Source organism: Polyangium sp. y55x31 (genome assembly GCF_029946505.1).
GTDB lineage: Bacteria > Myxococcota_A > Polyangia > Polyangiales > Polyangiaceae > Polyangium.
In genome coordinates, this window is sequence record NZ_JARZHG010000011.1 from 212,119 (window position 1) to 237,200 (window position 25,082).

Genomic DNA, 25,082 nt, shown 5'->3' on the forward strand with positions numbered 1-25,082 from the left:
CATCCGAGGATTGAGCTGGAACGAATCCAGCGAGCTTTGAAAGGAGCTTGTCATGAACGCACACCGATTGGCGCTGCCCCTCTTGGGCGGCGCGGTGCTCTCGTTTGTCGTGGGTTGCGGCAGCAGCGACGCGGATCTCGGCCTCGGGAACGGCGGCTCGGGGAGCAGCGCGTCCTCGGCGTCGGGTGGAAGCGGCGGCGCGGGCGGCTCGGCCGGCTCGGGTGGGACGGGCGGCGAAGGCGTGGGCGGCAATGGTGGAGGCAATGGCGGGAGCGGCGGCGAGGCGGGCGCCGGCGGCGGCGGCACGACGGAGAAGTTCAGCTTTTTCGTGACGAGCCTGCGCGCCTTGCAGGAGCTCTCGGGCAATGCGGAGGGCTTCGGCGGTGATCTCCGCTTCGGCGAGACGGGTGCCGGCGCCGGGCTCCGCGGCGCCGACAAGATCTGCGCGACGATCGCCGAAAAGAGCATGCCGGGCGCGGGACAGAAGCCGTGGCGCGCCTTCCTGAGCGCCACCGCGGGCGAGGACGGGCAGCAGGTCGACGCCAAGGATCGGATTGGCGAGGGCCCCTGGTACGACCGGCTCGGCCGATTGCTCGCGGCGAACAAGACCGATCTCCTGAACGAGCGCCCTGCGGGCGCCGACGCGGCCATCGTCAATGATTTCCCGAACGAGGACGGCGTCCCGAATCACCAGCCCGATCCGAATCAGGGGCAGGTCGACAACCACGACATGCTCACCGGGACGAATGCGCAAGGCACGCTCTACAGCGCGACCGCGACCTGCAAGGACTGGACGAGCAACCTCGGCGACCTGGCGAGCGAGGGCCGGCCGCGCGTGGGGCATTCTTGGCCGCGGTTTGGCGGCGGCGGTGGCCCGGGGCCGGGCGGCGGGGATGGCAGCATGGCGAACTGGATGTCCTCGCTCAACGAGTCCGGCTGCGCGCCGGGCGTGAACCTCATCGAAATGGGCGGGCCGCAGCCGGGCGCGGTCACTGTGGGCTCCGGCGGCGGATACGGCGGCTTCTATTGCTTCTCGCTCGTCCCCTGATCCTCGCGGCTCGACTTCGGCTTTCTTCGGGAGGAAATCATGTCCTTGCACAAACGCGCCGCCACGGCGCTGGGTCTCGTCTTGTTCGTCGCCGCGCTGCCGCTTGCGTGCAGCGACACCGCCGCGCCCGCGGGCCCCGCTTTCGAATGCCAGCTCGCGAGCGGCAGCGAATCGCCGGAGTTCTTGCAGGTGATCGGCTGCAACGGGGATTTCCAGGCGCTCGCCTCCGAGCCTCTCCGCGCCGATCTGCCGGGCGCGCGCTCGGTCAAGGTCGTCCTGGATCAGGCCGACGAAAATGCGCTCTACTTCCAGAACAGCGTCCTCTACAAGATCCACTACGAGTTCGCGTCGAAGCACCTCTCGGGCAATGGCCTCCCGCTCGTGCCCGAGCTGTCGAGCTTCAACGCGACCGAGTATTACACGCCCGACCGCCGCTTCTTGCTCGGCGCGGTGACCTATTACGAGGGCCCGAAGGTCTGGGCCCTCGAGATCGCCCCGTACGACACCGCCTCGGCGGCCATGATCACGACGCTCTACAAGACGGTCGCGAAATCGGCCTACTTCGGCGGGAGCCTGTACTTCCACCCCACGTCGGACGCGGTGGCGGTGGAGGCGGACAAACTCGGCGACGACGTCCCCGTCATGACCACGGACGAGCTCTACGCGGCGATCGATTACCAGCCGCTTTCGCTTGGCTCCGCCATGGGCCGGCTCCGCTTCCTGAAGGCCGCGGATCTCGATACCGAGTACGTCTCGCACGAGGACATCGTGGTGCTCGACGAGGCGCCGAACGACATCTCCGTGATCCAGGGCCTCGTCACGGAAGAGTTCCAGACGCCGCTCTCGCACGTGAATGTGCTCTCGCAGAACCGAGGTACGCCCAACATGGGGCTCCGCCATGCCATGACGAACCCCACGCTGCGGGGGCTCGAAGGCAAATTGGTCGAGCTCACGGTCGGCGCCTCGACGTGGAGCGTTCGTGAGGTGACGCTCGAAGAGGCCCAGGCCTTCTGGGACGCGCACAAGCCCGAGCCCGTCGTGCTCCCGACGCTGGATCTCTCGGTCACGGGGCTGTGGGACCTCGAGGACGTGACGCCCGAGCCGCCGGCCGGCGGGTCGCTGCGGGACGCGATCAAGAAATCGGTGCTCGCGTTCGGTGGAAAGGCCGCGCATTACTCGATCCTCGTGCGGACCGAGAACGTGCCGATTCAGAAGGCCTTCGCGATCCCGGTCCATTACTACGACCAGTTCATGAAGCAGAACGGGTTTTACGACCAGATTGACGCGCTGCTCGCGGATCCCACGTTCCAGGCGGACGCGGCCGTGCGTGATCAGAAGCTCGCGGACCTGCGCAAGGCCATGGAGCAGGCTCCCATCGACGCCGCGTTCCAGACGCTGCTCCAGGAGAAGATCGCGGCCGAATACGGGACGCACAAGATGCGCTTCCGGACGAGCACGAACAGCGAGGATCTCGAGGGCTTCCCCTGCGCCGGCTGCTACGAATCGCATACGGGAGACCCGACCGACTGGCCGGACGTGCTCGACGCCATCCGCGAGACGTACGCGAGCGCCTGGCTCTTCCGCACGTTCGAGGAACGCAGCTATTACGGCATCGATCACAAATCGATCGGCATGGCCCTGCTCGTGCACCACAACTTCCCGGACGAGGAGGCGAACGGCGTGGCCGTCACGGCGAATCCGTTCGACGAGGCGGGGGTCGACCCGGCGTTTTACGTGAACGTCCAATACGGCGGCGACGTGGAGGTCGTGGCCCCGCCGCCCGGCGTGACCAGCGATCAGTTCCTCTACTACTTCACGCAGCCGAACCAGCCGATCACGTACCTCACGCATTCGAGCTTGCTGCCGGAGGGCGAGCGTGTCCTCACGACGGCGCAGATCCATCAGCTCGGCCTGGCCCTCGACGCCATCCATGCGCGCTTCTCCCCCGCGTATGGGCCGGCCGCGGGGAACACGGGCTGGTACGCGATGGATATCGAATTCAAGTTCGACGACGAGGCCGCCCCGGGCGAGACGCCGACGCTCTACATCAAGCAAGCACGCCCCTACCCCGGCCGCGGGAACGAGTGAGCGCGACGTTCCCGACGCCGCGACATTCGCCTGCTTAACAATCGCACACGATCCTGTAACACCAGCGCCGCAGTCCCGACATACAGTCGACTCGAACCTTGAACTTGGGGAGTGACTGATGAAAATGCGGTTCCTGCATGGTGTGCTGCCGTTCGCTGCGCTTTTGACCCTGGCGGTCGAGGGCTGCGGCTCGTCCGATCCCAGCGCCGAGACGGGCGCGGGCGCGGGCGGAAGCGGCGGATCGGGCGGCAGCGCCGGCGAGGGAGGCGGCGGAAACGGCGGCGAAGGCGGCGAAGGCGGCGGCGGGTCGGAGGACCCCGATTACGCGGCCGCCTTCCCGCAGGATCGGGTTCCTCGCATCGACATCACCATTTCGCCGGAGGACTGGCAGGCGATGGTCGCCGACATGACCGACATGCTCGGTACGTTCGGCGAAGGCATGGGCGGCCCGGGTGGGCCGGGCGGGCCCGGCGGCGGAGGACTGCCGCCGGAGCTCGCCGAGGCTTGCAATGGCCTCGCGGCGGGTGATGCTTGCACGGTGACGCTCAATGGCGTCGAATCGCAGGGGACGTGCACGGACGCCATGGGCACCCTGCTTTGCTTCCCGGAAGGCGGCCCGGGCGGCCCCGGCGGACCGGGCGGACCGGGCGGCGGGGGTGGTGTCGATCTACTCCCCCGCACGCCGATCTACGTCGAATGCGACGTCAAGACCGAGGATCGGAGCTGGGAGCACGTCGGCATCCGCTTCAAGGGCAATTCGAGCCTGGCCATGACCTGGCAGCAGGGCGTCTGGAAGCTGCCGCTGCGCTTCAACTGGGACAAGTACGAGGACACGTACCCGGAGACGAAGAACCAGCGGTTCTACGGGTTCGACGCGCTGAGCTTCTCGAACTCGGCGAGCGATTCGTCGCTCCTGCGCGACAAGATCGGCACCGAGGTCTTCGTGAACGCCGGGATCCCGGCGCCCGCGACCGCGTTTTACCGCGTGTTCATCGACCACGGCGAGGGGCCGACGTACTTCGGGCTGTACACGGCGATCGAGCTGCCCTCGGACGAATCGTTCATGGATACCCATTTCGGCGGCCACAAAGGCAACATGTACAAGCCCGACGGCGACGGCGCGCGGTGGCAGACCTGGGACCCCGACACGCTCGGGAAAGAGAACAACGAGGACGAGGCCGATTATTCGGACGCGCAGGCGCTCTTCGACGCGCTGCACGCCGACAAGACCGACGCCGCCGCATGGCGCGCCGGCCTCGAAGCCCGCCTCGACGTCGATGGGTTCCTCCATTGGCTCGCGCTGAACGCGGTCATCGAGGACTGGGACCAGTACGGCCGCATGCCGCACAACTATTACATGTACGCGGATCCGGACAAGAACGCGCAATTCACGTGGATCCCCTGGGACCACAGCTTCGCGTTCCCCGCCGCGTCGGGCGGAGGGTTCGGCGGGCAGGCCATGTCGCTCTCGATGGCCGAGATCACCGAGCAATGGCCGCTCATCCGCTACCTCCTCGACGACCCGGTGTACCTCGAGAAGTATCGCGGGTACGTCGCGCTCGCTGTGGAGAAGGACTACGAGGCCGCGAGCATGGAGACGCGATTCAAGGCCGCTCACGACCTCATCGCGCCGTACGTCGTCGGCGCGGAGGGCGAGCAGCCGGGGTACACGTTCCTCGCGTCGCCTGCCGCGTTCGACGAGGGCCTCGCCGGCGTGATCGCCCACGCGAAGGAGCGGCCGGTGGACGTGGCCGCGTACCTCGGACCGTGATCTTCGAGAGGACCTCCCGCCCACGATTGCCACGAGGAACGATCGCATGCTGGAATGGCTCGAGCCGCTGACCCAGGGGGATGCATTCGAATGGCGCAAGGCGCTCGTCTCCCTCCTGCTCGCCTTCGGGCTGGGCCAGGCCATCGCGGTCGTTTACATGGCGACCTTCCGCGGCCTGTCGTACTCGCGGTCCACGGTGCACGGAATGGCCATGGGCAGCGTGATCACGTGCATGCTGATGCTCGCCGTGGGCCAAAGCATCGCCGCGGGGATCGGTATGGCGGGGGGGCTCTCGGCGGTCCGGTTCCGCACGTCGTTGCGTGATCCGCGCGATATCATCTTCATCTTCGCGGCCCTCGGCGTGGGGATGGCGACGGGTGCCCAGGCGCACGGCGCGGCGATCCTGGGCACGATCATCTTCGCCATCGGATTCGTGCTGCTTCATTTCACCGGGTATGGCGCGCGCCATCAGCCCGATGGTCTCCTCCGCTTCGCAGCGCCTGCGGGGCCCGAGGCGGAGGAGGCCATCATGAAGATCCTGCGAGCGCATTGCAGGACCTTCGCGCTCGTCACCCTGCGCGAGGCGGCGCAGGGGACGATCATGGAGCATGCGTACCAGATCAGCGTCCGCACGCCGGATCTGCGCGCGACGCTCGTCTCGAACCTGAAGGCCATTCCGGGGGTGCAGGACGTCGCCTTGCTGCTGCAGGAGCCGACGCTGGATCTGTAGCCATGAAATCGACGAAGACCCTCTATCGATTGCAAGCGAACCTCCAGCGTTTCGCGCCCGGGCTTTGCCTCGTGGGCACGCTCGGCGCCGCGGCGGCGCTGCACTTCGGCGGCGATGCGCGCGGGCACGTCGTGGGGTTCGCCGAGGCGACGCCGGAGGCGATCGCGCCGACCGAGATTGCCAAGGTCGCGGCGGTCCACGTGCGTGTCGGCGACGAGGTCACGCCGGGGCAAATCGTCGCGGAGCTCGACACGTCCGCGATCGACGCCGAGATCGCCGTCGCGGAGGCGGAGAAGACACGGCTCGAGGCGGACGTGCGCGCCGCGGAAGCCGAGATGTTGCAGAAGCTCGACGCGGACCTCGCGTCCCTCGAGCGCGAGGCGGCAAAGCAACGCGAGGAGCACCTCCAGGTGGCCGCCGAGGCGAAGGTGCTGGACGGCGAAATGGCGCGGGTGAAGCAGCTCGTGGAGGACCGACAGGTGGTCTTCGAGGAGCTCGCCAAGGTCGACCTGCAACGCGCCGCGGCCGCGGCGCTCGCCGCGGAAAAGCCGCGGACCTTGAAGCTTCTGGCGAAGCAGATCCAGACGGCCGAGGCGAAGCGCAAGGCGGCCAAGCAGGACGGCTCCGCGACCGCGGAGAAGCTCGCCGCGGACGTGCGTTTCGCAGAACGAACCATCGAATTGCTGAAGCAAAGGCGCGCAGGGTACGCGCTCCGCGCGACGCGACACGGGCGCGTGGCGACGATCTTGAAGCAGCCCGGCGAGGTCGCCGTGGCCGGAGATCCCGTGCTCAGCATCGTGAGCGGGGGCGCGCGCGTGGTCACCTGCGTCCCGGAGCGTGTCTCCCTCGGTCTGCGCGAGGGCGACGGCGCGAAATTGTGGATTCGTGGGCAAGCGGCCGCCCCGCTGCGGGGAAAAACCGTCGCGCTCGGTCCGCTCGTGGCGGAGCTCCCGGCGCGTTGCTGGCACTCGCCCAAGGTTCCCATCTGGGGCCGCGAAATCACGGTCGAGCTCGACGCTCCCCTCGATGTGATCGCGGGCCAGGCCTTCGATGTCGTATTCGAGCCGTCCTCGGCGCCGCCGGCGGCGGCCCCGGCACCTCCGCCGACGAGTAACCTCCCGGCGAGCGTGCTCCCCATGAAGCTTCCGGACGCGCTGGCGAAACGGACGCGATTCGAGCCTTCCGGGATCCTGTCCCGTGAGGCCGAAGGTCGTTATCTCGTCGTCAGCGACGATACGGGCCGGGAGGACGCGGAGGGCGCGCCCTGGGTCTTTGGAATGTCCAAGGACGGCGCAATCGAGCCGGAGCCTTTGCAGGTGGACGGCATCGACGAGCTTTCGGACGTCGAGGCAATCACCGCCGGGGATGCGGGCGAGATCTACCTCCTGTCGTCGCAGAGCTACAGCAAGCGAGGAAAACGGAAGCACGCGCGGACAGCACTCTTGCGCCTCCGGAAGGAGGGACGAGGCTTCCGCGTCGACGGCGAGGCCCATCTCGCAGAGCTGCTCGACGCGGACCCCGCGCAGGCCGCGGCGCTCGGGCTCCCGAATGGAACACGAGCGCTCGACATCGAGGGGCTCGCCTTCCGAGGAGGCTCCCTTTACTTCGGCCTCAAGGCTCCTCTCGACGCGCAAGGCAATGCCATGATCTGGCAGGTCGCCACGCCGGGCGCGCTCTTCGCATCGAAGCCCCTGGCGAGCGCCGGCGCCTCGCTCTGGGCGCGCGTCCGCGTCGACGTGGAGGTCGCGGGCAAACCCACGCCGGGCGGCATTTCCGATCTCCTGTTTCTGCCCGACGGCAGCCTCGCCATTTCGTCGACGCCCTCGACCGCGGACGGCGACGCCGGTGCGCTCTGGCGTGTCGAGGCCCCGGCCCCCGGCGCGCTCACGCCGGTGCTCGTGCGGAAATGGGCGCTCAAGCCCGAAGGAATCGCGTCGTCGCTCTCCGCGGGCAAACTCATGGTCGTCTTCGATACGGGCAGTGGCGCCCCTTCGTTCGAGGAGGTGCCGTGGGTACGGTGAAAACGTTTGCAGTTCTGCTCTCGGCAGCGCTGCTCCCGGCTCTCGCAGGTTGCTCCGTTCCACTGCAAACGTCGGGCTCCGAGCGCGCGATCGCCCTGTATCGCGAGAGCCTCGGGCCCCGGGGATCACTCTCGGTCCGCCACGACGAATCCACGCGCCGGGAAGTGGAGCCGCGCCAGACGAGCGCTCCCGACGCGGCGCCGCGTGTGCTCACCGTCGAGGACGCGGTCACCCTCGCCAAGAAAAACAGCGCGCGGCTCTCGGCGCTCGAAGCGGGCGCGGCCACGGCCGAGGCGGACGTCGCCGCGGCGAACAAGCACAAGAATCCGGAGCTTCGGATCTCGCAGATCCGACTCAATCAATTCGTCGAGGGCGAGCCGCAGATCCGCACGGCGGTTCGTTTTTCGCCGGATCGACCGGGCGAAGTGGATGCGGACGTCGCGGAGGCCCGCGCCGCGCAGGCCGAGGCGCAGGCCGAGGCGCGCGCCGAGGCGATCACAATCGAGGCCGATGTCCGCTGGCTCTTCGACGACGTCGCGCTGATCGACGCCGAAATCGCGGCGGCGCGCGCGGTCGCCGAGGCGCGCAGGGCCCTCGCGGCGCAAATGAAAAACCGCCTCGCCGCCGCGGAAGCGACGTCGATCGACGAGGCCATGGCCGAGCTCGCGGCGGTCGAGGCTGAATCGGATCTGGCCGAGCAACAGGCGCATCGGCGCGAGGTGCTCGGCGAATTGCTCGATCGGATCGGCCTCGAACCCGGGGCGTCCGTGGAGGTCGTCGGCGAGCCGCCGCTCGCCTGGCCTCCCCCGGATCTCCCTTCGGAGCAGGCCCTCGTCGAAGAAGCGCTCCGGCGCAGGCCCGAGGTCGCCATTGCAGCCGCGCGGATCGACGCGGCAGACGCCCGCGCGTACGCCGAGCGCGCGCGGCGGTTTCCGTGGTTTTCGTTCGTCGAGCTCGGGTATCAATTCACGCCGGGCGCGCTGCCCACGCCGGGCACGCTGACGGGCCTCGCCTGGACGTTCCAGGCCGGCGTGGAGCTGCCGATCTTCGATACGAATCGCGCGGGCACGGCCGCCGCCGGCGCGGCGAAGACCTCGTCCGCGCGCGCCCTCGCCGCCGAGGTCGAGGGCGTCGCCCGCGAGGTGCGCGCGCGCCTGCGCGAGGTCGAGGCCGCGAGCGCGCTCGTCACCGAATTCCGTTCCCGCGCCCTCCCCGCGGCCGCGCAGGCCGGGGCCGCGTCGAAACGAGCGCTCGAAGGCCGCAACGTCGACGTCGTCGAGGCGCTCTCCGTCGACGCGCAACGCGTCAAAGTCGAGCTCCGCCTCCTCGGCCTCGTGCGTCGTTATCGCACGGCCGTCTCCGAGCTACGGCGCGCCGTCGGCGGCCGCCTCCCGGCCGCCGCCCCCCGCGGCGCCAGATAACGTCAGCCGGGAATGCGCTCGTCCGGGAGCGTCAGCTCCGCGGTCACTCCATAACAATACTTCGAGAAGGAATAACGGATCAGGTCGAGCCGCTGGACGAGCGAGACCATCCACCGCGGCGGGCGCCGCTCGAACTTCAGCTCGAGCACGCACACGGGCTCCTCGGTCCGCGTCTGCGCCCGATGATCGATCGCCCGCCACCTGCCCGGGACGGCTTCGAGATCGAGCGACTCCTGCGGCTGCACCGCGATTTTCCGATCGAACGTGAGCCGCGCGTAGGTGTCGATCTCGCTGATGTAGGCCTCGCGCTCGTACTCGACGAGCAACACCGGGCGAATGTGGTGCCGGTGATAAGGCGCGAGGAACCGCATGGCGCCCGACCGCGCGCCCGGCGAGAGCGCGGCGAGCGCGGATTCCTTGCCGGCGAGCACGTCGCGCCACGCGGTCGCGGGCATGGCCGCGCGCGTCTTGACGATGACGTCGAGCACGCGCCTTTTCACCTCCAGAAAGACCGGGCTCTCCTTGCTCGCCGGATAACAGCGCGCCCGCAACTTGAATCGATCGGCCTGCTCCCGCTCGTTCGCCCAGAACAGGTCGTAGCGATCCGTATCGAAGTAGAGCGATCGAATGCGGTACGTGCCGTCGGGCCCGGCGTACTTGTCGATCTTCGACGTGGCGCGCGCCGTGGCGCGAACGGCCGGGACGAGCCTCTCCGGGACCAGGTATTTGTACTCGTAACGCTCGATGATGTTGTCCACGGCGCGCCTCGTGTTCAGGGCGTGGGAGCGATCTTGTCGCTGCGCACGGTCACGATGTTGCGGAGATCGGTGACGCTCGCGTCGAAATCGGCGAGGTCCTTGCTCGTCTGCTCCCCTGAGCTCGCGGTGTGCAGCACCGCGGCCGCCTGATTGATGACCGCCTGCATGGATGTTTCGTCCCACGCGGTCCGGGCGAGCTCGGTGAGCTGCGTGTGAAACTCCATGTCGAGCGCCTCGACCGCGCGGATCCGCAGCGGCAGCTTGGTCACCGGCGTGGTCTCCGTGTCGAACGCAGGATCCTCCAGGATGCGATCCATCCCGTGCGGCATGAACACGAAGAGCCCGGTGTCCGGATTGTTGTAGATGTAATGATTGTTCGCCCGGAATGCGAAGCCGTCCCAGTGACCGAGCAGCGCTTCGAGGGCGTAGCTCTTCATGAACTTCCCGAGATCGAGGCGTTTTTCGAGCGCATCGGCGAGCTCCGTATCGGGCGTGTCCTTGATGACCTGGGCGAGCGCGAGGAGATCGTCCCGGGTCCGGCCGTCCTTTTTCTCGTCCTCGAGTTCCATGTGATCGATATCGTCGACGAAATCACCGCAGCAGGGGCCCTCGTACAGGTTGCCCTCGGCGTACTCCTCGCCGAAGTGGCTCCGGAGAAAATCCTTGTCGATGGCCTCGACCACCACGTAAATCCCCTTGTCCACGCCGTTCAGCGTCACCTGCGCGTGCGCGATGCGCGCGGCCGGGATGCCGGCGCGCAAATGCACGTCCGAGCCGAGCCGGCTGCGCAAAAAGCTGGGATCCTGCTTCGAGTTGTTCAGCAGGATCTTGTTCAGCCCGTAGAGCTTCGCCTGATCGTCGAACTCGTCGAACTTCACGGAAAAGCTCGGCTTGTCGGCGAGATCCACGAGCGTATTGCCCTTCTGCCGGATGCCGGATCCCGCGACGAGCTCGTCGTCGTAGACGATGTCGCAAGGCACGCGCTCGTCGAGGTCGTTCGCGAGCGTATCGAGGTACGTCGAAGCCACGGTGATCTCGACCTTGTGGAGCTTGGCCGGGTCGAAGACCGAATCCGCGGGATCCTCGGCGGTGCACCCCGTGAAGGCCGATGTGAAGAGGAGGATCGAAGCGAGACGGTATCGCATGCCTCCCGAGGGTACGAGATTGTTGTTAACGGCGTGTTAAGCCGATCGAAGATGTGCAATCGGGAGCCGCACGCGCGCGCGTGTCCCCTCGTTCGGCGCGCTGACGAGCTCGATCTTGCCCCCGTGCGCGTCGACGATCCGTTTCGCGAGCGGAAGCCCGAGGCCGAGGCCCCCGGTCGCGCGGGTGCGGCTCTTGTCGACCCGGAAGAACGGCCGAAACACGCGCGGCAGGTCCGCCGCCGCGATCCCGACGCCCTTGTCGATCACCTCGACCATGATGTCCTCGCCCGCGCGCGCGACGAGCTCGACCGCCTCCGAGGGCTTGTCCGTGTACTTGTGGGCATTCTCGAGCAGGTTGTCGAAGACGCGCCGGAGCAGCACGGGATCCGCGTCCACGGGGGGCAAATCCGCGGGCACGTCGACCCGCAGCGTCCGCTGGGGGTGCGCCGCGCGGAACCGCGACGCGGCGTGCGTGAGCAATTCATGGACGTCGACGCGCTCGCGGCGCAGCGGAGGAATGCCGGCGTGTGATTCCACATCCTCGAGATCGAGCCGCGCGGCCGTGAGGACGTCGGAGATGAGCCGCTCGAGCTCGTCGAGATCCCCGCCAATCTCGCCGAGCATCTCCTGCGCGACGGCGACGTCGCCTTCTGCCTCGGCGACGAGCGCGAGGGCCATTCGAATGCGCGAGAGCGGCGTGCGCAGCTCGTGCGAGACGTTCGCGAGCAGCTCCCGTTCGGCCCGTAAGAGCTCGGTCACGCGCTCGGCCATCTCGTCGAACGCGCGCGACACGTCGCCGAGCTCGTCGCGGTTCGGCAGAGCGGCGCGGGCCTTCAGATCGCCGCCGCCGAACGCGCGCGCCGCGGAAGACAGGCGACGCAGCGGCCGCGTGAGCGTACGCGCGAGCAGCCACGACGAGATGCCCACGACCACGAGGACCATCGCGATCAAGCGCGGCGCGGTGATGGGCGGGCCCGGCGGCGGTCGAAAGGGGGACATCTGCTCGATCCGCCCGTCGCGACCATCGGGAAAACGCACGAGTTTCACGTGACAAGGCGGAGGCCGATCCTCGAGGAATTTCCCCGGCCTCGGCGGCATGCAGGGGGGCGGCGCGCCGGGCGCGTTGGTCGCGAAGACAGCGCCGTCCGGATCGACCACGGTGACCGTGGAGTGCAGCTCGGTCTGCATGAGATCGAGCACGCCCCGAAGCGCGCGCGGGTCGTCGATCTCCCGCGTGATCAGCTCGTGAAAGAAACGAACCTGGTGCTCGTGGGGGAACCCCTTGGGCCGGTTGATCTCGAGGATGGCGATGAAGCTTGCCGCGACCACCGCGAATTGCGCGAGGCCCACGAGGTAGATGCGGAGGGCCAGGCGCGTGCGCAGGACGTCACGGAGGGCCATGGCTCACATCCGGTCGATCGCGAACACGTATCCGATGCCGCGTACGGTCTTGATGATCCGGGGGTTTTTCGAGTCGTCACCGAGCTTCTTCCGGAGGTGCGAGACGTGGACGTCGATCGAACGATCGAAGGCCTCGTCCGCGCTGCCGCGCACGAGATCCACGAGCTGCTCGCGCGTGAGCACGCGCCCGGCGCGCTCGGCGAGGGCGTGCAGGAGGTCGAACTCGTACGTCGTGAGCGCGAGCTCCGTCTCGCCGAAGATGGCCCGGCGGGCGCAAGGATCGATGGTGAGGGAGCCGGCGACGATCTGGCGCTCGGCCGGGGGACCCGAGAGGCCGCGGGCGCGGCGCGCGTGCGCCCGGATGCGCGCGAGGAGCTCACGCGCGGAAAACGGCTTCGGAAGGTAATCGTCGGCGCCGCCTTCGAGGCCCATGACGCGATCGGCCTCTTCGCCGCGCGCGGTGACCATGATGATCGGGGTGTGGACGCGGGCGCGGAGGCGCTGACAGACCTCGAAGCCGTCGATCTCGGGGAGCATGAGGTCGAGGAGGACGACGTCGGGGTGCTCGCGTAAAACAGCGGCGATCCCGTCGCGGGCATCGGTCGCCAGCGTGACGCGGACGTTGTGGGATTCCAGGTATCTCGCCGTGAGGCGCGCGAGCTTCTCGTCGTCCTCGATGAACACGATCGAGGTCGAGGTCCTCTCCACGGGCATCATCGGCGCAGACTACCACCCGCGCCGCGGGCGAAGTGCGTCGCTAACAGTTGCTTAACATGGGGCGGGCCGAGCGCCCCACGCCCGTCGCCGGATGCTGGGTTTGGCCCTTGTCGGTCCCGCCCGACACTGTTATGTCGGCCCCCCTCGATGCACACCATTGCCGACCTCCTAACCCTCTTTTCCGAGAGTCCCAAGGCCGCCTGCGAGGCCACCCTCGCCGCGCTCCCTGCCCTCCTCGACGCCGCGCCGGACGTGCTTCGAAGCGGCGAAGGGGCAGAGCTCGTCGAGAAGATCATCGCCGAGAGCCGCTCCGACGGCGTGGGCGCCGACGCCGTGGAGCTGATCCTGGAGCGGGGCGCGGCTGTTCCCTCGCTCGGCTCGCTCGTCTCGATGCTCTCGTGCCGTGATGACGCCCAGCGGCTGCGGATCGTCCGGCAGGCGCTCGCGCGGGGCGCCACGCCGGCGGATCTCGCAGGGGACAAGACGGCGCTCGCCGTGGCGGCCGCGTTCGCCGGGCCCGAGGTGGTCCAAACGCTTGCGGCCGTGGCCAGCGAGGAGACCCGCCTTTCCGCGCTGTTTGCCGCGCTCGGCTCGAATCGAAGCAATGCCCCGAAGAACGCCGAGCTGCTCCTCGACGCCCTCTCCGACATCGATCGACCGGGCGAAAAGGGGCTCTCCGCGCTCCACGCCGTCGCGCTCCACGGATCTCCGGCCCTGCTCGAGCGCGCCCTCGCACGGAGCGCCGAGCCCTCTCGCCCGAGCACGTCGCCCTACAAGTTCGTCTGTGAGAACTGCGTGCCCGCCGACGGCGGCTTCGTGCCGCATTTGATGCTGCCGGTGGGCTTCACGGCGCTCGACATGGTCGAGCAGGCCGCGGGCATCTACGCCACGCTCCACGCCGCCTACGGCAAGAAGGGCGGCTTCGCCCCCGACCGCGCCAAGCGGCTCGCGGAGCTCGAGGGCTGCCTCGGGCTGCTCGAAGCACGTGGCGCCAAGCACGGCGAGCCGCGCCGCGAGGGCTTGCCGGCGTGGGTGTCCGAGATCGATGGCCTGCTCGCCGCCCTCGGGGAAGCGTCGGGCGTGGGGGCTCCGCGCGTGCTGCGCGCCGCTTCCGCCGTCGGCACCACCGGCATCGGCCCGTGGACCTACTTCTCCACCACGCTCGACATCCTCGGCGACAGGATGGCGCGTGGCCCGCTCGCGGAGCGCGTCAAGTCGACCTGGCTCGGCGCCGTGCTCCTCGGCGAGCACCGCACGTTGAAGAAGCCGCGCCCCAAGGGGTTTCCCAAGGAGGCGCAGCAGCCGCTCAAGAGCGGCCCCACGCTCGCGCAACGGGGCGAAGCGTTCCTCGTCCTCTGGATGCCGCAGCCGGGCAAGGCCCAGTTCGTGGCCATCGCGCCCGACAAGGTCGAGGTGCTCGCCGACGACGTCGGCACCTTCCTGCGGCGCGAGATCGCCGCGCTCGGCGTGGACGTCGACGCGATCGCCCGCACCGAAGCGGGCAAGATGCGCGGCCCGGCGGACGGCCCGTCCTTGCAGCCGCGGATCCTGCGCGCGAGTTACGACGCGCCGCCCGCCGCCGACGCCCTCAATCGTGTCGGCGGGCTGCCCATCGGCGTGACCGCGGAGAGCTGGCCCCGGCGCGAGGGCAAACCCATGCACCACGTGCTCACGCTCGACCTTCGCGAGCACCCGATCCTCCGGCCCGAGGGCAAGCGCGCCCTCGCCTTCTTCGTCTCCTCGCCGCGCGAGCACGAGGCCTATGCGCCGGGCAATGACCACGTGGCGGTGCTGCTGCTCGGCGAGGCCGAGCTCGCCGCCGGGGAGCCCGCCTTTCCCGCGGACCTCGAAGGACCGCGGCTCGCCGCCGGCACGCTCTGCTTCGAGAATGGCGCGCACTTGTCGAAGAAGCAGCTCCTCGCCACGTCGCACGCGGCGTGGATGCCTACCTGGCTGCAGACCGGGGACGAGGAGAGCCTGTGGGCGGCGAAGCCCGGCGACTTCGTGCTCCAGTTCGGGGAGGATCTGGTGCCGGGGCTGAGCTTCGGCGATCTCGGCGTGATGTACGTCTTCTCGAAGACCGCCTGGTTCCAGTGCCATTGAGCCGCGTGGCTCGGGGGGGGGCGCGTGATCAGGGGACGGTGACCGTCCAGAGCTCGTGCTGCTCGCCGAGCCAGCGCACGGCGTAATGCCCCGGCGGAATACCTCGCAGCTCCACCCAGCGGCTCTCCGGGCTGCGTTGTCCTGCGAAGCGTTCGTCCTGCGCGGACTCGAGAACGATCCAGTCGTTCGCGAGCCTCGCGCGGAGCTTTTCGCCCACCGGCGTCGAGATGCGACACGTCGTGATGACGACCCGGTCGTGCTCGCCGACGACGCGGTGCGAGGGTGCGTCGCAGCGCTCGCCGGTCGGGCGCAGCGTCGCACGTAGCTCGCGGGCTCGCAGAAGCGGGATGGTCACACGAACGGGCGCGGCCTGCGCGACCGCGACGACCCAGTCGCCGGGAGGCGGAGCGGGCAGCACGAGCCGCTGGCGCGAGATGCGGAGACAGCCGTCCTTGCTTCGATCCGGCTCGGCATCGAGCGAAACCCAGCCGTCCCCGAGCGAAGCGCTCTGGATGCGAAAGCCGCCCCCACACGAGGACGAGTGGCCGAGGTAATCGAGCACGAGGTCCCTACCCTGCAACGCGATTGCAACCGAGGGGGATGCCGAGAGCTCCGCGGGCGCGTGCGGATCGAAAATCTCGGTGCGGACGTCGAGGTGAATCGTGTCCCCGGGCGGGCGGCGAAAGTCCGTCGCGGGTTCGGCGCGGAGGACTTGCGCGGCAGGGTCGCGGGCCGCGAAGGGATCGGGCGGCGGCATGGGCAGAGGCGGCGCTGCGGAAGGCACGGCAAGCGTTGCGGCAGGCTCGCTCGGCGGCTTGGTGAGCGCGGACGTGGGCTCCGGGTGAAACGTACCGGCCGCGTCGTGCGAGCGCTCGGACCCGCAGCCGACGGCGAGCGCGGACATGAGCACGAGCGCGCCATAGGTTGCGGAGACGGTGATGCGGCAGGAGGGCGGCATGCGGGGCTATCGAACACGATTGCGCTCGCGGCGTCCACTGCTCCTCTTGCGAGCCTTCGTATCGTGGTAGCGGGTGAAGGCCTCGACGAGCTGCCTCTCCAGGGGTCGACTGACGCGTCAGCGCGACATCGTTGACGCGAACACGACGCGTCAAATCCCGTGGGGCGCGGCCTCATGCACTCGAAAGCACGCGTTCATCGGGCATGGCCCCTGCAAGGCAGGGGGCCGTAACCCGATGACCATGAAGACGACGCCGCGCGACACCTGGCAACGATCTCATGCGGACCGTCACGAGAAGAGCTCCGGCCGCAAACGCGCCGCCGGATCCCCGAGCAACACGTATCCCTGCGCGTCATTACGTTCGATGAACGCGCTCGCGAGCTCCTCGTCGGAGATTCCCGTCGGATCGCTCGTCGCGCCGCGGCGTCGCTCGTCCACGATGCCGAGCAGATGCGAAGAGAGGGTGGCGTAACGACGGCTGAAATCGGTCGTCGCGAGGCCAACGGGCAGCCCCGACATGATGGCATGAAGGCTCGCGCGAAACGGCTGGATCTGTGCGCTCGTATCGGCCGGCTTGATGGAATACCGCCACGCGCGGTCGATGTGACCGATCGCGGCCAGGGCCCCTCCGCCAGGGTGCGCAAGCAATCGTCGCGGCAGGGGCGAGACGAAGGGACGCTCGGCCAGGGACGAAGGAGGGCCGGCCCCCGGAAGCAGGAAGTTGTCCTTATGGGGTGTACCCGCGGTGAAACAGCCGAAGAAAAACGCAACGAGCCCGTGCAGGCGGGCGTTCGCGCCGACATCGTCGGCGAGGAAGCAGTGCTCCGGCCTGATGGGCGATCCGATCGGCCAGTCCTGGCAAAGAAGCGCGCCTTGCGCCCTCGCTTGCCTCGGGTGTCCTTTGGGCCAGCAAACGCCGTGAGAGGCCGTGAACAACATCGCCGGCGGGCGCCGATCGGGCCCGCGATGCAACGTCTGGAGCAGGTTTGCCTTGGTCCCTCCGGCGTGCACGTGGGACGTCACGCGGAACGATGGGGAGCGACCTCGCCTCGTCCCCCGCCTTGCTTCGCGGCTCGGCTCGGGTGGTCCGCCCTCGGAGGCCAGCGGCCCGAGCAGCATATCGGCGCTGAGCTCCGTCGCCGGATCTTGCCGAGGACCCCAGAGCACCACCTCGCGCTCCTGGAGCGGCTCCGCGGCGCGCTCGTACGCGATGAGTGAACGCGCGTAACTCGCGTAGTCGGCGGGGCTATGGAGGTCGAGCCGCCCGACGGCATGGTCGATGTCGAGGAGGTACTGGAATTCGAATGGAATGGCGGACGGGTCACCGACGATGAGCAGATAAAACGGGACCTTGGATTCGTCGAAATGGCCCGGCGCGAGGTCGTGCCGCGAAAGCCATCGGCGGAACGAGTCCGTCGCGGGATCGAACGTGAGCTCCTTGAACAGGTCGCCGGCTTGTTCGCGGCGCAGCGCGAGCAGGGGCTCGAGAGCCGACCGGACCTCGGGGGAGGTGTTTTTCGCGAAGATCACGCCCCAGCCCATCTCGGCGAGGTCCGCGAGAATCGGCGCGAAGCGGGGATCGGAGGGGCTGCGCGTCGAGGCACCCGGTCCCGGGACGCCCGGTATCATCAAGCTCTGCCGGGCCACCTGGGCGATCTCGGCGATCGTCGGAGGCGGGTCGAGCGCGTACGCCCCGGTCTCCCCATCGATTCCATTGCAGAAGAGGTGCTCGTCGCCGGTATCGGTGGTCATGGGCATCTCTTTTGCATGTTCGCTCCCGAGCGCCTCGTGGGGGTTCTCCCTGTCGGGGGCATCGAACAGCTTGAGGTATGCTGCATGAGCCATTACCATGACCGGATGGGGAAAGCAACGCCACGCGACGTGGGCCATGACGCTTTCGGGCGTGCGTGGCCGGTGTTTTTCGCACCCACCGTCGGCTTCATCCAGTGCTTGGATCCCTACACGATCCTCGGAATCGCCGAGGATACCCCCCAGGGCGACATCGAGGCGCAGTTTCCGCACGAAGACGCCCGTCTGGAGCCGGACAGCATCGAATACGCGGCGACGTGGATTCTTTCGGATCCTGCGCGGCGCCTCGCCTGGCACTTGCTGCGATGCCCCAAGAAGGCCCCCGGTGCATGGACGTTCGCGCGGGCCCGGCTGAGCGGCCGCGCGCGGCGAGCCACGGCCATGTACCTGCTCGACGAGGCGGTGTGGCGCGAGCTCAATGGCTTCCACGACGAGCTCGACGCGCTCTGGTCCAAGGTGCACCGCGCGTTCGACGTCCTCGAGGTGAGGGCCGACGTGCGGGTCGAGCTCCGCGCCCTCGCGGCACGGCTCGGAATGGCCAAACCGGCGGCGCTTTCGCGGCGCGTCATTGATGCGCTGACCGATTTTCTCCCCAGCCTGCATGCGCTGCTCGTCACCGCATCGAAGAACGAGTTCCGACAAGCCTTTCATTGGTGGATGATTCCGGCAGACAAGAAGGGTTTGCCGGTCGTCTCGGAATTCCTCTGGCACCACGAGCATCCCCAGCGTGCTCCGCTCAGGGCCGCGCTCGACCACGCGCGCCACGCTGCCGCGCAGCAGCAGATCGTGACGGCACTCCATTGGTATTTGCAGGTCGCGCGTGGCCTCCATTCCGCCGAGCACGCAGCGCGGCGACGCCTCGCGTTCGAGGCCGGCGAGCGCTTGATGAAGCTCAGGCCCGTGATCACGTCGCTTCCGCCGCTTCGAGCGTTCGAGGCGCTCGAGCTCCTGCGCGCCTTCGGGAATACCACGGCCTTCGGCTCCAGCCTCTTGTCCTTCATGGGCACGCTCCAGGCTCACCTTGCGCAAAACGCGTCGCACGTCGGAGACTTCAACCGCGCGATCGAACACTTGCTACGCGCAGGCCTGTGCGCCCCGGACAACCCATTTTCTGCGGAGCTCGACGCCGATCAGGTCCTGCACTTGGCCGCGGCAGGGCTCACCTGGTCGATATCCGGCCCCCACGCGCCCCGCTTCATGGATATGCTCGACCACGCGAGCGCGGCCCTCGCGCGTGACGGAACGAACCACCCCGTCGCGATCGACCGCGACCGCCGCGACTGGGCCGATTGCATCGATCTCATCATCCGCCTCGATCTGGATCTACCCACCCGCGCGGCCCTCGCTTCGGCCCTGACGCTCGGGAGGGAGCTCCGGGAGGGGCGCAAGCGCGGTCAGGCATTCTCGATCACCCGCTGCTCCATCCAGGGCAATCATCCCGAGCTCATGGGCGTGCCCTGGTCACACATCGAGGCGGTCGTGGTCGGGGACGAGCCCCTCACGGTCGAATCGCTGGTCGCCGCGCTGCCGGCCCCGCCGCCGCCGTTCGAGACCCGAAAGCCCGACATGGCGATGGTCGACCTCGCCGGAGCGCGGCTCCGCGAGCGTGCGGCGAACCATCCCCATCGTTTTCGCATGGCCACTTCCCTTCGGCTCCTCGGGGGCGCGACGAGCCGTCGCCGCAGGGTTTACAAGGGCGTCTCCGCAGGTTTCAACCACCTGTCGCTCGAGTTCCGGGGGTACCTCGTGATCTGCGCGGTTTTGTGCCTGGTGGGCCTCGGGCGCGCCTCGTACGTGGCCGTTCGAGGGGTTCTGCGGGATGCGGCTTACGAGGACCTCTGCATGGCCGCCACGGCCGAGGACACGGCGGCCATGGGAGAAGCAGCGCGGGCGTTCCTCGATTACACGCCGCAGGAGGTATTCGACTACAGGACCCTCGACGTCATCGATCTGCACGCGGGCGTCCTGCTCCGCGAGATTTCGCGCGCCGCCCGCGAGCATCGGCAGGCCGACGTCCAGCGGCTCGAGGCCGAAGCCAAGGCGCTCGAGCGGCGGGCAGTCGTGGAGGCGAGCGCGTGGAGCTCCTTCGGAGGTGCACAATGAGTGACGACAGCGGCATCGTCGATAAATGCGAGGGGCTACTCATTCGCGTCGTCCTCTTCGTGGCCGTCGTCGGCGGCCTCTTCTCCTCGTGCTGGCGCGAGTCCTTCGCTCGCCACGAGCCGCCCGAGGTCAGAGCGATCCCGGCGGCAGACATCGACCAGCTCGTCGTGGACATCGGCGACGCCGTCCATCACCTCCGCGGGCAGCCGACCGAGATCGCCAAGGACACGCTCCGGGATTGGGCCGTTTACGGCACGTTGATCCAGATGCGGCTCGACCCGATTGCGGTCGCGCGGGCCAGCCGCCGCATCTTGCCGGCTCGGCCCCGTGCCGCCGCCCCATCCATGGACCTCGCGCACGGCTCGGGGCGCGTCGCCGTCGTGCGCGACGTGGAGGCGCTCCTCTTCGTCGACGAGGACGATCCCGATTCGGTCCGCACGATGCAGCGCCTGATGGGCGAAATCCCGCGCGAGCCGGGTGAAAAGCCGGTGACCGTACACGCATTCCGGATCTCCGCGGACGTGGCTGCCGCCGAGATTCGCGTCGAAAGGGTCTCCTCGGAGCCCCTGAGAGCCGACGCAGGCCCGGACGCGCATCACGCGTCCGTCCTCGAATACGGCGCGCGCGATTGGCTTCGCGTGATCGCCGAGGAGCCGACCGTGGCCCTCGCCAAGTTTGGCCGCGGTCGCTCCGCGAGGCCTTCCTCGGGGCATTCCACGCAAGACTCGAATCACTCGACCTACACGGGATCGACAGACACCTCGACGTCGAACGTGAGCTCGACGCCGAGCGGTCCCTGGACGAACTGGACGGCCCCCACGCGCCCGCGCCATCCGCCGCCGGTGTCCGTGCAGGTCGATACGAAGCGCGACGACGAAACCTCGCCATCGAGCGGAACAAGCGTATCCATCGACGTCCTCCCCGGAGAGCGACTCCGGGTGACCCAGACCCGCCGGCTCGAGGGCGCCGCCGTGGCCGAGGAGAACGTCGCGATCCTCTCGGGCGGCCGCGCGGAGGGAGATCGCGTCAGGCTCCGGCTCACGCGCGCCGCGAACGACACGAACCGCGCGAAGCCGGCCGGCGCGACGACCGCGGCCGCATACGTGTCGAGCCCTGAAGAGGCCGTCGAGTCCACCGAGCCGCAGCCCGTCGAGCCCGAGCTGCAGAAGGCGCTCGACAGCATCGAGAAGGATGACGGACGAGGGGCGTTGAAATCGACGCTCGAGGCCGCTGGAAAAGATCCCGCCGGTAAGGCCGCCGCCTTGGAGGCATTGCATGCCGAGGTGGTCGAGCGAGCCCATCAGCACCTCGCGCTCGGCGCAGGTCCCGAGGCGGGATCCCTTTACGATCTCGCGGCCGAGATTGAAGGCAATGCCTCGACCGAGCTCGAGCTCGGGCGCGCATTGGCCGACATCCAGTCCGGTCGAGCCCAGCGCGGCCTCTCGCGCCTCGGGGATCTCGAGCGCCTGTCACCGGAGGCGATCGCGCGGATCGAGGGCACGCCGATGCTCGGCGACGTCCACGGCTACCTCGCGGCGCGACGGGATCCCGCGCGCGAGATTCTCGGCGCCCCGGCGCGGGAGCTCACGCTCGTCGTCGACGGCACGGAGCTGCGGAGCGCCCTCAAGATCTCCCGCTTCCCCACGGGCCAGCAAATCCAGATGCAGGACCGCGTGGCGCTCGCGGCCTCCCCGGGAGACACGGTGTTTTACATCGACGATCGCATCTCCCTGAACCGGCACGACCTCGAAACGAGCGGGCACGGCAGCCTCGCCGAAATCGCGGCCTCGCCCGACGTTCAATGGGAGGAAGTCGTGATGGCCGGGGAGCTCCACCTGCCCGGAATCCTGATCGATACGAGCGACGGAAAGCGCTACCGCCAGGTGACGCTGGGAGCGGCGTCTCTGGGAGATGGCGCGACGTCGAGGCGGCACGTCAGGATCCATTACAATCACCCTCCTCGCAGGAACTGTGACGCGGATGGTAATGGTGTCATCACCGAGGCGGAGCGCGCGTCGTGTGGCCCGTCGAGGGCCCCGTGACGGAGCACGCGGGGCGAGCCCTGCCCGAGCAGGCGCTCGGAGAGCTGTTCCGACACGCGGGCGAACGCGAGCGCGCGCAGGATTTCGAGGCCGCGCTCGATGCCTATGCCACGATGTTGCAGAGCTTGCTCGATGCGGGGCGGCTCGTCCCGGAGCACCTCTGCGATCGTATCGCGCGATGCTGCTCCCGGCTCGGGCAGCCGAAGACCGCGATCCGCCTGCTCGTGACCACGCGCAAGCGAATGCAGGCCCTCGGGCACGCGTACGGCGTCTTCCACGCGAACCTGAGGCTCGCGGAGACGTGCATCGAGGCCGTCGATCTCGCGAGCGCCGAGAAGTTTCTGGCCGACGCCGTCCTCGGACGAGCCGAGCCGCTCGATACGCAAGGCCGGACCCGAGCCGGCTTGATCGAGCAGATCGGCGCGCTGAAGTGGCAAGGCAGGAGCGCGGAGGAGGACACGAAAGCGCGCGTCGAGGCCTGGCTCGTGATTGCAAGGTATTGGACGGCCATCGGTCACTTCGGACCGGCCATCGAAGCGACGAAGCGCGCCCGGATGGAGGTCCGACGAACCCGTTTGCCCGGCATGTTTTTCTCGGCGCCGGACATCGACGTCTCGCTCGTCGAGCTCTGTCTGGACTGTGGTGACGTCGCGGCGGCCGAGGAAATCGAAGCGGAGGCGCGGGCACACCATTTCAAGGGCGATGGTCCCCACCCCGACGAGACGCCGTGGCTCGCGCTCGCAGCCCGGCGAGCGGGCCTCGAGGGGCGGCTCAGTGACGCGCGCCGGAGCCTCGACCGGCTCGTGGACCGACGCCGAGGTCCGCCGACCCGGCGGGACGCATGGATCACGCTCTTCCACGCAGGCCTCCTCGCCCAGCTCAACCGCCTCGCCGAAGCCGAGCGTGTCCTCGACGATTTCGAGGCGCGCCTCGACGGCGGTCCGGCGCACGCCGCCCTCCGGCGCGAGGTCGCGTCGCGCCGCCAGGCAATCCAGGACAAACGCTCGGACGCCTCCCAGGAAGAGGGGTTACCGTTCGTGCCGGAGCAGGTGCTCGACGCCGAGGAGGATACGCCGCCCTCCGATCCGGGCCGAACGCGCGTCGCGGCAGCGCCGCTCGGGGGCACGACCGCTCGGCAGAAAGAGCGCTTCGCGGACGAATGGGCGCTCAGGGCGAATCGTGTCCTCGTCGCGCTCTCGGCCGGACGCCTCGAAGAGGCCGGAAAGCGCCTTTCCGTGCTGGAAGACCTCGCCGCGTCCACGGACGCGCTGCGAATCCGCACGCGCACGCGTTATCATCGGGCGCTCTTCGACCACGTGCGCGGTGAATACCCCGCCGCGCGCGACGCGCTCCTCCAATGCATCGCCGAAGCCGCGGAGCAGGGCTTGCCGCTCGACAGGCTCCAGTACCTCGAGCGCCTCGTGTGGACGTTCGCCCGCCTCGGCGCGGCCGAGGAATACGCGCACCGCGCCGCAGAGGCGAAGGCGCTCCTCGATACCCTCACGTCGGCGCTCGATCAGGACGACCGCGTGTTCTGGATGCTCAACCGGATGTCGCGGCAGGACGAGTTCGTCGCCGCGCGAATCGCCTCTCTGTCGACCCTCGCTCCGCCTTCGAGCCCGCTCCGCCCGATCGGCGCGCTGCTGCACCGCTTTCGGCTCCGACGCGAGGTGCTCGCGCGTTATCGTGAAGTGGCATGTCTCAGCGGCTGGCCCCTCGACCGCACGCTCTCGGCGTCGACGGAGGAAACTGCGCACGTGCTGCCGGCCGTACCTCCGGAGCTCGCCACGGAGAGTCATCAGATCGAGGCCTGGGTCCGTGCGCAGCTCGAGCTCTCCCGCCGAACCGCGGGCGCGAGGACGACCCGCACGGTGTTCCTCGATCGCTTCCTGCCTCTTCACCGGATTCCCCGGAAGGTCGCCATCGTGCATTATCATGCCGTGGCCGACCGGCTCTTCGTGTTCGTGCTCTCGCGGGGGCGCATCTCCGTCACGACGCTCCCCACGACGCGCGTGGAGCTCTACGAGGCCGTACGGGAAGCGCTCTCCGAGATCGTCCAGCAATGGCAGGCGCGGATCGGCGATCGTCGTGTCCTCCATGCTCTTCGCCGCCTCTCGAAGGGCATGGGCGTCGACGAGATCCTGGGCCCTCTCGCGGGCTCCGTCGAACACGTGATCCTGGTCCCACACGACGTCCTCATCCATGCCCCGTTCGCCGCGCTTCCGTGCGGGGAATCGCGTCTTTGCGAGCTGTTCACGTTGAGCACCGCGCCCGGCGTCGGGTTCGTCGATCTCGCGAACGTCCCGGGACGCCGTCCGGCGCTCTCCGGGCATTTCCTCGGCGTCGGCGTGAGCGATTACCCTGGCACTTCATGGAAGCCACTTCCCGGCGCGATCGCCGAGGTCGAACGCGTGGCCGCGCGGGTCCCTGGCAGCGGCTCCGCGACCCTCCTCACGGGGGCCGCCGCGCAGCCGAGGGCGATCCTGGCCGCCCTCGACGAGGCCGAGATCGTCCACTGGGCCTGTCATGGAATGTTCGATAGAGACCAACCCCACCGTTCACGCCTCCTCGTGTCCGGCCCGGAGGGGACGACGGGAGAGGTCACGCTCGCCGACATCCAGGTCCGCGCGCTCCAGAGGCTCAGGCTCGCCATTCTCGCCTGCTGCTGGACCGCGAGCGCCGCCGTTTTGCCGGGCCACGAGGTGGTTTGTCTGCCGGCCGCGTTCCTGCGCGCCGGCGCGGGCGCGGCGATCGCGCCGCTCTGGGAGGTCGACGACGCCGTGAGCGGCGCGTTCATGGAGGACCTCTATCGGGCTGCTGCGCGCTGGCCTTCGGCGCGCGCGCTCGCCGAGGTGCAGCGGAGCTGGCTGAAGGAGGATGCGCGTGGCCGCGGGATGGCGTTCCATTGGGCTGCGCATGTGCACTACGGTCAGGGAAGCTGACACGACTGCAGAGGAGCATGATGAC

Annotated in this window: 16 protein-coding genes; 10 read left to right on the forward strand and 6 right to left on the reverse strand. The window is 68.8% G+C overall.

All coding sequences use genetic code 11. From position 1 onward, the window contains the following. The first annotated feature begins 52 nt into the window (after window positions 1-52). From QHF84_RS21235 to QHF84_RS21260, 6 genes are all read left to right on the forward strand, one after another. Window positions 53-1,048, forward strand: a complete 996-nt coding sequence (locus tag QHF84_RS21235; RefSeq protein ID WP_281315172.1) for a hypothetical protein — start codon at window positions 53-55, stop codon at window positions 1,046-1,048. A gap of 39 nt (window positions 1,049-1,087) precedes the next feature. Beyond that, window positions 1,088-3,136 (forward strand): PEP/pyruvate-binding domain-containing protein, encoded by a 2,049-nt coding sequence (locus QHF84_RS21240; RefSeq protein WP_281315173.1) that lies wholly within the window; start codon window positions 1,088-1,090, stop codon window positions 3,134-3,136. A 118-nt stretch (window positions 3,137-3,254) separates the two neighbouring features. Next, entirely contained in the window at window positions 3,255-4,907 is a 1,653-nt protein-coding gene (locus QHF84_RS21245) for a CotH kinase family protein (protein WP_281315174.1), read from the forward strand. Between the two features lie 46 nt (window positions 4,908-4,953). Further along, the gene (locus QHF84_RS21250; RefSeq protein ID WP_281315175.1) at window positions 4,954-5,637 is read left to right on the forward strand and encodes a DUF4956 domain-containing protein; all 684 of its coding nucleotides are present in this window, start codon (window positions 4,954-4,956) and stop codon (window positions 5,635-5,637) included. Between the two features lie 2 nt (window positions 5,638-5,639). After that, the gene (locus QHF84_RS21255; protein WP_281315176.1) at window positions 5,640-7,658 is read left to right on the forward strand and encodes a biotin/lipoyl-binding protein; all 2,019 of its coding nucleotides are present in this window, start codon (window positions 5,640-5,642) and stop codon (window positions 7,656-7,658) included. After that, a complete protein-coding gene (locus tag QHF84_RS21260; RefSeq protein WP_281315177.1) occupies window positions 7,646-9,079 on the forward strand; it encodes a TolC family protein in 1,434 nt (477 codons plus the stop codon). Before QHF84_RS21255 ends, QHF84_RS21260 begins: the two co-directional genes overlap by 13 nt. Before the next feature lie 2 nt (window positions 9,080-9,081). Here the strand turns inward: QHF84_RS21260 and QHF84_RS21265 are convergent, their stop codons facing one another. Genes QHF84_RS21265 through QHF84_RS21280 form a run of 4 tightly spaced genes read right to left on the reverse strand, consistent with a single transcriptional unit; the run spans window position 9,082 to window position 13,100 of the window. Beyond that, window positions 9,082-9,837, reverse strand: a complete 756-nt coding sequence (locus QHF84_RS21265; protein WP_281315178.1) for a polyphosphate polymerase domain-containing protein — start codon at window positions 9,835-9,837, stop codon at window positions 9,082-9,084. 14 nt (window positions 9,838-9,851) lie between these two features. Then, window positions 9,852-10,982 carry a CotH kinase family protein gene (locus QHF84_RS21270; RefSeq protein WP_281315179.1) on the reverse strand — a complete coding sequence of 377 codons (1,131 nt, stop codon included), beginning with the start codon at window positions 10,980-10,982 and terminating at the stop codon, window positions 9,852-9,854. A gap of 36 nt (window positions 10,983-11,018) precedes the next feature. Next, complete coding sequence (locus tag QHF84_RS21275) at window positions 11,019-12,383, reverse strand: HAMP domain-containing sensor histidine kinase (RefSeq protein ID WP_281315180.1); 1,365 nt, start codon at window positions 12,381-12,383, stop codon at window positions 11,019-11,021. 3 nt (window positions 12,384-12,386) lie between these two features. Continuing rightward, window positions 12,387-13,100 carry a response regulator transcription factor gene (locus tag QHF84_RS21280; RefSeq protein ID WP_281315181.1) on the reverse strand — a complete coding sequence of 238 codons (714 nt, stop codon included), beginning with the start codon at window positions 13,098-13,100 and terminating at the stop codon, window positions 12,387-12,389. A 147-nt stretch (window positions 13,101-13,247) separates the two neighbouring features. Between QHF84_RS21280 and QHF84_RS21285 the strand changes: the two genes are divergently transcribed. After that, window positions 13,248-15,203 (forward strand): hypothetical protein, encoded by a 1,956-nt coding sequence (locus QHF84_RS21285; protein ID WP_281315182.1) that lies wholly within the window; start codon window positions 13,248-13,250, stop codon window positions 15,201-15,203. Between the two features lie 28 nt (window positions 15,204-15,231). Here QHF84_RS21285 and QHF84_RS21290 read toward each other — a convergent pair whose 3' ends face one another. Together QHF84_RS21290 and QHF84_RS21295 are read right to left on the reverse strand one after the other, a co-directional pair. Next, window positions 15,232-16,161, reverse strand: a complete 930-nt coding sequence (locus QHF84_RS21290; protein ID WP_281315183.1) for a hypothetical protein — start codon at window positions 16,159-16,161, stop codon at window positions 15,232-15,234. Between the two features lie 288 nt (window positions 16,162-16,449). Further along, on the reverse strand, window positions 16,450-17,913 hold the full coding sequence (locus QHF84_RS21295; protein ID WP_281315184.1) for a hypothetical protein: 1,464 nt from the start codon (window positions 17,911-17,913) through the stop codon (window positions 16,450-16,452). A gap of 84 nt (window positions 17,914-17,997) precedes the next feature. On the opposite strand from QHF84_RS21295, the gene QHF84_RS21300 reads away from it, so the two are divergent. From QHF84_RS21300 to QHF84_RS21310, 3 genes are read left to right on the forward strand one after another with little or no spacing between them, the layout of a single operon-like run. Beyond that, entirely contained in the window at window positions 17,998-20,073 is a 2,076-nt protein-coding gene (locus QHF84_RS21300; protein ID WP_281315185.1) for a hypothetical protein, read from the forward strand. Beyond that, the gene (locus tag QHF84_RS21305; protein ID WP_281315186.1) at window positions 20,070-22,115 is read left to right on the forward strand and encodes a hypothetical protein; all 2,046 of its coding nucleotides are present in this window, start codon (window positions 20,070-20,072) and stop codon (window positions 22,113-22,115) included. The genes QHF84_RS21300 and QHF84_RS21305 overlap by 4 nt, the downstream gene beginning before the upstream one ends. Further along, window positions 22,091-25,057 carry a CHAT domain-containing protein gene (locus QHF84_RS21310; RefSeq protein ID WP_281315187.1) on the forward strand — a complete coding sequence of 989 codons (2,967 nt, stop codon included), beginning with the start codon at window positions 22,091-22,093 and terminating at the stop codon, window positions 25,055-25,057. Before QHF84_RS21305 ends, QHF84_RS21310 begins: the two co-directional genes overlap by 25 nt. Window positions 25,058-25,082: the final 25 nt, after the last annotated feature.